General features: G+C 44.8%; 12 protein-coding genes. All 12 read right to left on the bottom strand.

Going from position 1 to position 11513, the window contains the following annotated elements; translation table 11 throughout:
• Positions 1 to 165: 165 nt before the first annotated feature.
• Positions 166 to 3228 (bottom strand): tetratricopeptide repeat protein, encoded by a 3063-nt coding sequence (locus ACZ5A8_RS04275; RefSeq protein ID WP_464532415.1) that lies wholly within the window; start codon positions 3226 to 3228, stop codon positions 166 to 168.
• 409 nt (positions 3229 to 3637) lie between these two features.
• A complete protein-coding gene (locus ACZ5A8_RS04280) occupies positions 3638 to 3802 on the bottom strand; it encodes a hypothetical protein (RefSeq protein ID WP_229388452.1) in 165 nt (54 codons plus the stop codon).
• Positions 3803 to 4172: 370 nt separating this feature from the next.
• Positions 4173 to 4322, bottom strand: coding sequence for a 30S ribosomal protein S27ae (locus tag ACZ5A8_RS04285; protein WP_229388450.1), 150 nt, complete (start codon positions 4320 to 4322; stop codon positions 4173 to 4175).
• 21 nt (positions 4323 to 4343) lie between these two features.
• Complete coding sequence (locus ACZ5A8_RS04290; protein WP_229388448.1) at positions 4344 to 4649, bottom strand: 30S ribosomal protein S24e; 306 nt, start codon at positions 4647 to 4649, stop codon at positions 4344 to 4346.
• Entirely contained in the window at positions 4630 to 5217 is a 588-nt protein-coding gene (locus ACZ5A8_RS04295) for a GTP-dependent dephospho-CoA kinase family protein (protein ID WP_229388446.1), read from the bottom strand. The genes ACZ5A8_RS04290 and ACZ5A8_RS04295 overlap by 20 nt, the downstream gene beginning before the upstream one ends.
• 1 nt (position 5218) lies before the next feature.
• Positions 5219 to 5404, bottom strand: a complete 186-nt coding sequence (gene spt4 / locus ACZ5A8_RS04300) for a transcription elongation factor subunit Spt4 (protein WP_048132197.1) — start codon at positions 5402 to 5404, stop codon at positions 5219 to 5221.
• 32 nt (positions 5405 to 5436) lie between these two features.
• A complete protein-coding gene (locus ACZ5A8_RS04305; RefSeq protein ID WP_322223492.1) occupies positions 5437 to 6021 on the bottom strand; it encodes a DNA-directed RNA polymerase in 585 nt (194 codons plus the stop codon).
• 61 nt (positions 6022 to 6082) lie between these two features.
• The gene (locus tag ACZ5A8_RS04310; RefSeq protein WP_464532417.1) at positions 6083 to 6448 is read right to left on the bottom strand and encodes a DNA-binding protein; all 366 of its coding nucleotides are present in this window, start codon (positions 6446 to 6448) and stop codon (positions 6083 to 6085) included.
• Positions 6445 to 7671 carry a translation initiation factor IF-2 subunit gamma gene (locus ACZ5A8_RS04315; protein WP_464532419.1) on the bottom strand — a complete coding sequence of 409 codons (1227 nt, stop codon included), beginning with the start codon at positions 7669 to 7671 and terminating at the stop codon, positions 6445 to 6447. The genes ACZ5A8_RS04310 and ACZ5A8_RS04315 overlap by 4 nt, the downstream gene beginning before the upstream one ends.
• Positions 7672 to 8051: 380 nt before the next feature.
• Entirely contained in the window at positions 8052 to 9215 is a 1164-nt protein-coding gene (locus ACZ5A8_RS04320; protein WP_464532420.1) for a formate--phosphoribosylaminoimidazolecarboxamide ligase family protein, read from the bottom strand.
• A 283-nt stretch (positions 9216 to 9498) separates the two neighbouring features.
• A complete protein-coding gene (locus ACZ5A8_RS04325) occupies positions 9499 to 10242 on the bottom strand; it encodes a stage II sporulation protein M (RefSeq protein WP_464532422.1) in 744 nt (247 codons plus the stop codon).
• A gap of 82 nt (positions 10243 to 10324) precedes the next feature.
• Positions 10325 to 11182 (bottom strand): DUF63 family protein, encoded by an 858-nt coding sequence (locus ACZ5A8_RS04330; protein ID WP_229388429.1) that lies wholly within the window; start codon positions 11180 to 11182, stop codon positions 10325 to 10327.
• Positions 11183 to 11513 lie beyond the last annotated feature (331 nt).

Here is an 11513-nt window from a genome sequence, read left to right on the forward strand (position 1 = left end):
AGGATTTCTGGTTTATCCCCCTTTTCTCCCAATCTTTTTCTCCTCAGCCCCTCTTTCTGATTTATTTTTTCTAACTTTCCCTTTTCAATTTCTCCTTTTCAGATTCTCCTTCTCAATTCCTTTTTTATTTTCTAATTTCCCTTTTTCAGTTTCTTTTGCAGGGTCTCAGAATTTTCCAAGCTTTTCCACGCTTTCTCTCATGGGTTCTGGAGAGAACAGGCTTTTTTCAAGCCTTTTTGTAAACTCTTCAAGAATTGATACAGGGATGTCAAAATCCGGAGGTGGAGGGGTAAGCGTCTCAAGTTCGAGTTCTTCTTTTTCCGTCCTGTCGGGCCTGAACCCTGGAAGGACCAGAAGAGAGGATAAAATCAGAATCGTGAGCACATACTCTTTCCCATAAAGAGCCCATGAAACACTGTTTGCACCGGCCGGGTAAAAAGTCTGGCTTATAATGGCTGCAGGCCAGGATATGAAGGGCAGGGTCGAGGCTGCGGGGTGAGATAGCAGCACGCTGAAAATTAAAAAGAAAATTAGGCTGAACCCTGTTTTTTTAATAAAACCATGCGTTTCCGGAGCAAGCCACCATTCCCACCAGGCATTTCTAAGGTGTCTTGCATGGATACTTTTAAGAAGCAGGGATGCAGGCTGTTTTACTTTCCTGGAATTTTCGAGCTTCAAGCATTCTTCAAGCCTTTCGGAAGCTTTTCGGAAGTAACGGACCTTACAGTAGAAAAGGCCCAGGAAATACAGGGCATAAGCCCTCAATTCGTTGTCTCCGGGTTCAAGGCAAATAGCTGCCTTTTCAAGTTTTCCGGCAGTTGCAAGGAGCATATACCTGAAACGTGCACTATCCTCCTCAAAAGAAGATTCTGCATACATATACCTGGCATACGCATCCCAGAGCAGGAGCTTCTGGCCTTCCGTATCCAGGGCAAGAGCTCGCCTGAAGGACTCAAGAGCGTCTTCGCACGCCTGTTCTTCAAGTTCTACTCTACCCTTAAGGCTCCTTGAAAATGCATTATCCGGAGCCTCTGCAATTGAAGCTTCAAGCTCTTTTAATGCACCCCTGCTGTTCCCCAGCCTGAAGTAAATCTCTGCAAGCCCGTTTCTGGCATGAATATTCTTCGGGTTTGATTCAGTTGCTTTCCTGTACGCCCGCAGGGCATTTTCAAAATCTCCCTGCCTTGAACAGGCAAAGCCCAGCAGGCAGGAGGGAATATCAGAATCTTTATCCTCTACTGTGAACTTCTCAAGAACCCTGGCAGCTCCCTCAAAATCCTGAAGCCTTATAAGAGCAAAAGCTTTCATTACCGAAGCCAGTGTATCTTCGGGGTCGGAGATAAGGACGCTATCAAATGCTTCCAGGGCTTTTCTCCATCCTCCGCAGTGAACAAAAACAATTCCCTTCCCGGAGCAGGAGGTTTTTCCGTATCCAGAAAGTTTTCTGGCATTCTCAAAGGCTTTCAGGGCATCTTCGTATCTGCCAAGAGCATCAAGGGCAAAACCTTTCCCTGTCCTGAGCACTTCCAGCATGGGCTTTTTCCTGGCAGGGTCCGGAATCCAGAACTTTTCCGCCTTTTTTTCTCCACCGTTTTCTCCAGCCTTTTCTGTACTTATGGTTGTATAAAAAATCTCTTCTGCCTGCTCAAAAGCCTCCAGAGCTTCTTCATATTTCTCAAGACATATGAAGGCAATTCCTCTATAGATCGGGGAGGATATGTCCTCTGAGCTATAATTTGTTGCCCTGTCAAAGGCTTTAATCGCTTCTTTATATTCTCCAAGTTCGGCAAAAGCAAGCCCCCTGTACTTCCACCCTTCTGCCCCGATTTTGTCTTCAGGAAGCTTCCCGGATAGCTCAAGGTATTTTTTAAAAGCTGTCTGCAGCTGATTTTCAAGAGGTTCTTCGGTATCCTTTTGCCTGGTTTTAAGCATGGAGAGGGCAACTCCTCTGTTGTAGCGGGCAGGCAGGCTTTCATAGTCAAGTGTAAGGAGATTTTCATAAGCTTCCAGAGCTTCCCTGTATTTCCCTAGCTTACAGAGCGCATTTCCTTTTCCATTCCAGGCAAAGGCATTCTCGATATCAAGCCTTAGAGCCTGCTCAAAAGCGTCCAGAGATCTGGAGTAATCCTCAAGCTCATAATAGACCTCTCCAATGCCGCTCAGGATGCAGCTGTTTTCAGGCCCGAAAGAGAGGGCTTTTTCGTAAGCCTGCATTGCTTCATAATATTTTCCAAGGGCAAGGGAACAGCTGCCCATTCCTCCCCAGGTTTCTGAATTTTCAGGATTTTCTTTGAGGGTTTTACTGAAAGAATCAAGCGCATGCTGGTAATTCCCAAGAGCCAGCAGGGCTTTTCCCCTGTCGATTTCTGCCTCTTTATAAGAACTGTCCATCTGAAGTACACTTTCAAATGCCTGAAGAGCTTCCCCATACTTTCCCAGACTTCCGAGCAGCCTGCCTCTTTCTATCCTGTTTCTTACATTCGTGGGCTCAAAAATAAGGCTTTTTTCAAAAGCTCCAAGTGCTTCTTCTCTTTTTCCTATGCCTTTCAGAATTTTACCCTGAGTTTCCCATGCACCTGCAGAAGCAGGTTCAAGCTCCAGAGACTTTTCACATGCTCTCAAAGCTTCCCTTCTCCTGCCCAGGGAAAGGTATGCTTTTGCCCTTCCTTCCCATGCTCCTGCATGTGAAGGTTCCAGCGCCAGGGCTTCTTCAAATGATTTAAGGGCCTCTGCATTCTTTCCCAGAATATATAGGGACACTCCTTTGTAATACCAGGCTCCAGGGTTTTCAGGATTTGTTTTAAGTGCTCCTGAGAGCGATGAAACTGCCTCAATGTGCTTCCCTAGCTGGTTCAAAGCAAGCCCGCTATAATAAAGAGCACCTGCATGTTCCGAATCCCTTTCAAGCACTCCTCCGAAAGCTTCCAGAGCCTGTTCAGGAAGATTCAAATATCCCAATGTAAGTCCCTTAAAGTAACGGGCAAGAACATTGTCCGGGTCAAAAGCGAGAGCCCTTTCGAAAGCCTCCAGAGCTTCTTCAGGGCGGTCGAGGTACCGCAGTGTATCTCCCCTGTACTGCCAGGCGACCGTGTCATGAGGATTAATCTCAAGCAGGTAATCAAAGGCTTCAAGAGCCTTTTCAAAGTTTTTCTCTGACCCGATAGGATTTTTCAGGTTCAAAAGAGCAAGGGCTTTACTGTACCAGGCTCTGGCGTAAAGAGATTGCATAAGACCTCTGGCATTATCTTCTAAAAATATTTATATGGAATTATATATGCGCCCAGATATAAATACGATTGCAGAAAAGAGTTACTGATTTACTAAATCCGGTATTTGCCTAAGCTTGAAGCTCAGATTTTCTTTGAGCCCCAAAACCGTTTTTTAGTTATAGTTAATAAATACAACTCCATAACTTGTCCGGCTGCATGTCGGAAGAAACAAAGACGGGAAACAAAGACCAGAAATAAAGACGGGAAACAAAGACGAGAAACAAAGACGAGAAACAGAGTCGAGAAAAAGAGTCGAGAAATAAAACTAAAAGTGAAGCGAGGAGTAACACGAGACTTGAGTAAAAAATAGGGCAGAAGAAAAGGATACTTAAAAAGCTCGTTTTGACATAGTATTTAATCCTATTTATTTAATTCTGTTTCTTTTCCGGCGGCAGCCTGATAATCAGCCTGACATTTTTTAAGGTCAGGTTTTTGATAACAAGAGGTTTTTGCCTGAACCCTTTTATTTTCAGGTTTTCTACATGCATATCCTTAATTTCAATAATCTTTACTCTCTCTTTTTTTTCGGACATGTTTTCCCCTTTTCTTATCTGAAAGCGTATATTTCATTTTAGTCTCATATTTCTGGTTGAATATAATATTTCATAAATAAACCGCTTTCTGTCCCCAGTTGAAGTTCGGGAACCCGGTTGAATTCAGGAACTAAATTTCATTTTCCGGGATCTGAAGTTGAGAGTGTTTAATAATATCCTTTTTCGGGAACTACTTTCCGAAAGCTGCGGCTTGCAGTCGATCAAAAAGATGGGTAAAAAGACGGTAAAATTAAGGTCAGTAAATTGAAAAGCTGGTTGAAGAAAAGACTCTTAGTAATCTGAGTGAAAGGAGCCGCAGGAAAACTCCTGCGGTCCGGGTTGAAAAATGAGTTATGATTTCCCTTGCGGGTTATTTCTTGAACTCGGTATAGCCGCACTTTCCGCAGGCAAGGCGGTTTTTGTGTTCGGCAAGGAATGTACCGGGTCCGCATCTGGGACAGAACTGTTTGAGTCTGGTTACGGAGTCGCCCTGGACTTTATAGTAATCTTTTACTGCCATGTTTATACACCTCAGTAAGGCTTAAGCCTCTTCTCCCTCGGTCTCTGCTCCCGGGGCAGGGTTCCTCTTCAGGACGTATTCCTGTTCTACCTGTTTCATGCGGGCTGCATCTTCGTAGAGCTTTGCATAGCCCTTGCTTTCCTGCATCCCGTATTCGGTCTTGATCCTCTGGATGACCAGCAGTTCAAGGGGGGCGTTTAACATTGCAGCAAGTTTGTTCCTGATGTCACTTCTGGAAGGAGTCGAACCTTCATATTTCACTATGAAATCCAGTTCCCTTCTGTTTAAAAGTGCATTTTTTTTATCTTTAAGGATCTTTATGTCCATCTAAAATTCTCCGTATCTTATCCAATTCATTATTCTGATTTTTGCTGATGAGCTTTTCAAAAAGAGCCCTTATTTCTTCTTTTTTTTCCTCAGTGACCTCTACAAAGACCACTCCCTCATCGGGCTGTCCGTAAAGGACCACAGACCCCAGTGGAGCCATAAGGATTACAGGAAGGGTTGCCAGATCCTCTTCTCCTTTTACAAAAATGCGGAGAAGCTTTTCTGAGGCAAACGCTTCGCAAAGGGTTTTTATCAGCTCATCGGTGATAATCCCTGCCGGGTTGTCAACCGAAACTTCTTCGTAGACTTTGTCCCTGTTCCGGGCCGACACATCTTTGGATACCGGTTTCCTTTTGGTGCGGTCATCCACAATACAGATGTCCGGAATAATCCCGGCTTCGAGCAGGTGGAAGGTAGTAACATCCCCTACGGATATAAGTTTTGTGGGGCTTGCAAGCTTCCCTACAAACTTTTCTACGGTATCCCTGCCCTTACCCCTGTATAGAGTACCAAGGGGTTTTTTCATAAGTGGGCGAAGTTCTCTCGGAAGTTCGATATGAACACTCAACTCAGCGCACCTTCAAGGCAAATCTATCCGGGATGTCAACCCCGAGTTTTTTTGCGATTTCCGAGCGTTCCGTGTCAAGAATAATAACAAGTCCACTCCATTCCTCTGCGAGGTCCGAAGTTCCGCAAACAGGACAGGTTTGCCCTTCCAGGACTCTCAAACAGTGTCGACATACTTTTTCTGGCATTGCAAATCCTCTCTTTTGCCTTTCTTCTCTATTCAAGCTGTCTCTTCACCTGCGACTTCCTGAGGCTGCTTCTTCCTGCGGGCTTCTTCGAGCCACTGCAGTTTCCCAAGGGCAGTCTGGCGCATGGTAAGCCCTATCTTGCTTTCTTTTGGTTCCCTTTCATTGATACTGACCGCAACAATTCTGGCTCTTACATGGTCCCCTTCGGCAATTGCCTTGCCTCCGGTTTTAGTTACAAGCCTTGCGTTTTTTGCATCATAAGAAATGAAGTCGTCAGTAATCTGGCTGACATGGAGCAGCCCGTCCATTGGTCCCAGTCCTATGAAGACTCCGAAGCCGACAGCTTCCACGACCTCACCTTCAATAATCTCCTGGAGATCTGGAAGGAACATTACTGCTTCAAATGTCACATCGTAGTATACAGCCCCGTCTCCGACGAGGATATGCCCTTCTCCGACCTCGTCGATATTGTAGACCGCGACAAGAGAACCAAGCTTTTTGTCAACCTGTCCCTCAAGTTTTTCCCGTAACGCGTTTTTAATGGTAGGCATTATTTCTTCCCCGAGAAGGGTAGGAGGAATGCGAACAGTATCAACGAGTTTCATTAATTTATACATCTGCTAATCACCCGTAAACCTAATCAATGGAACTGCTGCCCGGAGATGTCCGGTAGGTTTTTCAAACAAAATCCAGTCTGTTTTTTTGGCGCAGAGATACGGTCTGGATCCCGCTTTCAGCAAGCCTGCGCTTCAGCCCTATATCATTTGTCAGAACAGCCGCTTCCATCTCTCTGGCGAGCCTGAGAATCAAGTCATCCGCATGCCCCGTACCGGCTATTCGCCTGCACCTGTCCATCATGGACCTGGCAACCTTTGCGGCTGTTCTGTTTGAACCTTTTTCCCGCTTTATGAGTTTTTCTATTTCAAATACAACAGCTTCAGGCACATAGAACTCATTAAAACCCAGCCTTTTCAGTTCTTCGAAAATATCCACTCCGAACTGGACAGGGATCATGAACCCGTTAGTATCTATTATAATTTTCAACTCTTTATTACCCCTACTCCAATGAGCCTCCAGCGGGAATCGACTCTCCTGCTAATAGCAACCATAGCCCCGATGGCTGCACTTATCGGGCGTTTGAGTGCTACCTGGGCTTCGTTTTTCCGGGCACTTGTGACCACACCTACAGTCGTTGCGGTTCCTATGTTGAGCATAAGGGGTTCACTGGTCTTGATCTCATTGATCTTTTCTTCCCTGGTGACTCCCACAACCCTCTCAAGCAGGTGCAGCTCCATGACAAACTGGTGCCTTGTATCAGGAAGAGTGCCTGGGGTGCCTGCTATCTGTCCGGTTAAAGAGTCGCCTTTTGTCAGGGTAGGATCAAGATAGGTTCCGACAGCCAGAAGGCCTCCAGGGGTTGCTTCTTCAACCTTTGTTGCGCCTGCATAAATGGATGAGACCGTGGTCAGAATAGGAACCCATCTAGTGGTACCTTCGGTTGTAATTTTTATTCCGGGCCTTATCTCGAGTTCGTCTCCGGGGTGAAGTACACCTTCTGTAAGGGTACCTCCGATAACCCCTCCACGGATTTCATCGATTGAAGCTCCGGGCCTGTTAATGTCAAAAGACCGGGCAATCAGCATGCTGGAAGGCTTGTCCACTTTGTGTACAGGAGTCGGGATCTGGGTCTCGAGAGCATCGATCAGGATATCGATGTTAATATTCTGCTGGGCAGAAATCGGGATTACAGGCGCATTTTCGGCAACCGTACCTTTGACAAATTCTTTTATCTGGTGATAATGCTCGACAAGGCGCTCCCTTGATACAAGATCGATTTTATTCTGGACAATAACAATGTTTTCAATTCCGATTATGTCCAGAGCCATAAGGTGTTCCTTTGTTTGGGGCTGCGGGCAGTCTTCGTTTGCGGCAATTACAAGCACTGCCCCGTCCATAATTGCAGCACCAGAAAGCATAGTTGCCATCAGGGTCTCGTGCCCCGGGGCGTCTACAAAGGACACTGTCCTGTGCTCTTCTGTTTTTTCTCCGCAGGTAGGGCAGGTTTCTGCCACGGTATAACCCTGAGGAGCAGGGCATTTCGGACATTTCATGAATGGGGAGTCTGCATACCCCAATCTTATCGAAATGCCTCTTTTTACTTCTTCACTATGCGTATCCGTCCACACGCCGGATAAAGCTTTAACAAGTGTGGTTTTTCCATGGTCGACATGGCCTACCATGCCGATATTAACACAGGGCTGACTCAAGTTGTAGTTTCCTCCAGTAAAGTGAAGATAATCTGATATAAGGCAGTATTTTTTCCGAAATCTGTACCTTCAGGGATTCTAACTGCTTTTTCCCGGAGTCTGCAGACTTCAAAGATTAAACCTTATTGATCTTTAATTTTCACTATGTGATCCTTAGTTTTATTGTAATCTGTAACTTGAAGCGGGATTTTTCGGAACGGGTTTACATTAGCCCGAACCCCTTCTCCAGGCAGTTCTTTATTTTCAAACTGAAAACCCGGGCAAAATCTGTCATTAAATTTTTAGTTACGGCTTGAACCTAGCAGATTCAGGTGATACTTTTAAAGTTTACGGTATCCTGCACAATTCATATCTACTAATGCCGGAAAGCCTTAATAAATTTATGTGACGATCATATCAAGTTTCTCGAGCTCCAGAGCGCGCCTGATCTCAAAGGCAAGCCTTCTGCCCGTACTCATCGGCCTTCTCCAAAGTGAATTACCATAAGAGTGCCCGACTGACATGTGCACATTGGTCCCGCCGCCTACTCTCGGGGCAACGTCGTAAATATAGAAATTCAGGTCCTTGTCCACACAGGTCTGGAGGCAGAAAGGCCCTATAACTCCAGGTGCGTAGTGTTCTTGAGTGGCTTTTACGTATTTTTCCCCCATTTCGAACACTTTTTCAAGAAGAGATTCGCGAAGGGTTGCCGAGTTGTGCCCGCAAACAGTATATTCCGGGGTAAGCTGGTTCTGGGCAAGAGCCATCTGCTGAGGGGCAGGAAGCCTTACATGCCCGTCAAGGCTGGTCTCAAAGCGCCAGTCAACGCCAAGGAGTTCCAACTTGCTCATTTTCGGTTCAATTGGGGAATAGAACATATCAAGGTTGAAGACAGGTCCTATGATGTAACGCTCGATCCTTGCGTTTTCAAGAGCTTCGCGCGTAATCACTCCCTGCTTTATAAGGGCTTGAGATTTTTCCAGGTATTCCCCGTAGCTTGAAGCCGTAAAAAATCCCCTTTCGAGTGTCTTTACTGCATGGGGGAGCTTTACCATTACTAACTCATCAATGTCCTCGGGAGACTCTATTTTTTCCGGAAACGGGAGACCTGCCTTTTCCAGGATCCAGTAATAGCTCTGCTGTTCACTTCTCTCCTCACTCCTGAGGAGGTTCCTGCTCCCTACCATAGGCACTCTAAAATTTTCTTCGATCTCATCTATGCTGCAGTAGGAAGTAAAAGAGCGGTTAGGGATAAAAAGAACTTTCTCGTCAACCAGTTTCTGCTGGTTCTGGGGCAGGAGGATTTCGTTATATTTCTTAAATACAACTGCCTCATCGACGATTCCTCTTTTTATTCTCCCGTAAGGGTCTCTCTGAGCTTTGAAGTAGTCGGTGTAAGTTTTCTCCCTTCCCGCTTGGCAGACTGCAAGGGTCCTGAAATCTTCTTCAACTGCTCCGTCGCAGATGTCGAGTCCAGAGTGAGAGGCAATTGTCCCTACTTTAATCTTATCAGCATGCGCGTAATAGCCTTCAACAATTTCCTTAATTTCTTTCCTGTCAATCATATGTGATGTCTCTCAGCTTTTTCGAGGTATTGATACTTCTGTGAGATGGTGATCAGGTGTGATCCTGTATGATTCTTAACCTGACATTCGAGGTGATATGCCTGAAATACAGGTCCCGGAGGTAGCCTGCCAGGTTTTATTAAACAAAAGCTTTGATTGGATTTTTCCCCATTAACAGCTTTACCTATTAAAACCCTTTCTAATAGAAGTAATCATTTATATAATGGAGGGTAAGCCGAAGTGCTGGTTTGCCTCTCGCGGCAGTCTCCATTTTATCTGATTTTTAGAGGAAACTAAGGATCAAAGGTGTAATAAAGGTCTCAATTACGGCTGCCAGAAATAGGAGAGGCAAAATCCAGCGGAAATAGAATCTCAGTCCTTCCTTAAATTCTTTTTTAATCTCGGTGGGTCTGCCTATAAGCGCAGAGAAAACCTGGTGCCCAAGTCGGAGCCCTATTCCGGCTGAAAGAAAGACCATTGGCAGTTCCAATATCCCATGCGGGAGAAGAGCAAGAAAAATAAAAAGCAGGCCTCTCTCCTGGGCTACGATGTGTGAGATTACTCCGACAATATACCCATTGAAGGCAATAAATATCACCGGAAGGACACCAAGAGCAAGCCCGAGTACAAGAAAGAGCAGGCTTACAAAGGCATTGTTAAGGAAGATTCCTAGCATAATGAATATCGGGGGCATAGCCAGAAGGGGCGCGAAACGGGAGCTAAAACCTTCCATGAGCGTATCAGCCATGTCCGGAAAATTTGCCGATGAAGTATAGCCTGCAGACAGAGCCCCGAAGAACACAAAGGTGATGAAAAGAACATACGGCCAGATAAAACGAACGTAACTGGTAAACCCGGATCTTTTTGAGATGCTTCTTCCTCCAGGCCGGGTTTTTGTTTTTCCGCTGTCAGCTAAAAAAGCATTTTCCTCTGTGGAATCTATTTCTCCTTCCCCCACTCTTTCAGGAGTTTCTGTCCTTACCTCTCCGTTTCTCTCCCGCAAATAATATTCTTCCTCTCTTTCCATGTTTATCCCCCAATAAAAACTTAATAAAAACTTAATACACAGGGTCCCGGTGTCAGATACAGGAACCTGTTTGCCTTTTCTTTCAGATTCCCAGCATCATTCGGATTGTATTCCGGGTTGCTGGAGAAAGCCCGAGGATCAAAATAACCATTTTAATAAGCATTTTCAGGTTGGTTGACTCCTCATCTTTCTCAAACTGGGTATCAAGTGCATAAAGAACCCCTACGAAGATAATTAGCTTCAATGGATACATAACCAATGCGGTATCCGTAAGTTTAATGAGATAAGAAGGGAGCACGTGTTTTTCAAAGTATCCCAGTTTATCTATCCCGATGTATGTTGAGGAAGCGTCCAGCATATGGGCAAGCAGGATGGACAGATTAAGAGGGTCGGTAAAAATTGAGGATTTTAAGCGGCGCGCAACCAGGTAAAAGGCGAAGGTCAGCCCTGTTCCTGCTCCGAGTACAAAGATCGGAACATACCCGGCTACAATGTTCTCAAAGTACAGCAGTGTGCCCAGGTTTAATAAAAACCATGCAAGCCCGAAGCCTGCAAAAACGGGATAGTATTCCTTCACAAACCCAGCTTTCTGCAGCCTGATTGACAGCCAGAGGCAGATTACGGTTATCCCGAAGACCAGGAAATAAATATTCGGGGTTATAAGCAAATAGGTGAAAGGAGGGTGAAAGATGCCAGCCGGAGAATCTTCAAGCACGCGCAGGGAAGAGCCTGCAAGTACGAACGGCAGGATTGAAATAATGAATTTGGGAGTTATTTTTACCTCCAGCTTTTCAAGGAGCCTGAAAATCCCGAAAATACAGATGCCCAGTACCACTGCCCAGGTAAAGGTGTTTACAAGGTTATACCCGTCATCGGTCCTTATGGGGTCCAGATAGTAGGTATTGATAAATTGTGAAATCTTATCCGTTAAAAAACTCATCTTATCACTCAGTCAAAATGGCAATAACCTAATACAATTAATACTTACTGTACATAGCTGAATTTATGTACTGGCTTATATATATGAAACAAACTTATTTCCGAACTGTAAATGTAGGAGCCTCAACTGGCGAACGGTGTTCGGTTTAATTATAGATATTCTTTACCTTCTCAAAGCTGTGTTTCAGGAAAAGTAAACATATTATACTGATATTATATTATATGTTTATTATATCTCGATATTTTTATAATTTATCTATATATTTATATCTGTTAAAAGGTTATAGTTAATAAACTTATCAATAGATAGAGAATTGATTTAAGTAAATTAC

The sequence above is a fragment of the Methanosarcina subterranea genome, from assembly GCF_055385895.1.

Coding starts and splice junctions, on each gene's coding strand:
- ACZ5A8_RS04275 (WP_464532415.1), bottom strand. CDS start 3,228: ATGCAATCTCTTTACGCCAGAGCCTGGTACAGTAAAGCCCTTGCTCTT.
- ACZ5A8_RS04280 (WP_229388452.1), bottom strand. CDS start 3,802: ATGTCCGAAAAAAAAGAGAGAGTAAAGATTATTGAAATTAAGGATATG.
- ACZ5A8_RS04285 (WP_229388450.1), bottom strand. CDS start 4,322: ATGGCAGTAAAAGATTACTATAAAGTCCAGGGCGACTCCGTAACCAGA.
- ACZ5A8_RS04290 (WP_229388448.1), bottom strand. CDS start 4,649: ATGGACATAAAGATCCTTAAAGATAAAAAAAATGCACTTTTAAACAGA.
- spt4 (WP_048132197.1), bottom strand. CDS start 5,404: ATGCCAGAAAAAGTATGTCGACACTGTTTGAGAGTCCTGGAAGGGCAA.
- ACZ5A8_RS04305 (WP_322223492.1), bottom strand. CDS start 6,021: ATGTATAAATTAATGAAACTCGTTGATACTGTTCGCATTCCTCCTACC.
- ACZ5A8_RS04320 (WP_464532420.1), bottom strand. CDS start 9,215: ATGATTGACAGGAAAGAAATTAAGGAAATTGTTGAAGGCTATTACGCG.
- ACZ5A8_RS04325 (WP_464532422.1), bottom strand. CDS start 10,242: ATGGAAAGAGAGGAAGAATATTATTTGCGGGAGAGAAACGGAGAGGTA.
- ACZ5A8_RS04330 (WP_229388429.1), bottom strand. CDS start 11,182: ATGAGTTTTTTAACGGATAAGATTTCACAATTTATCAATACCTACTAT.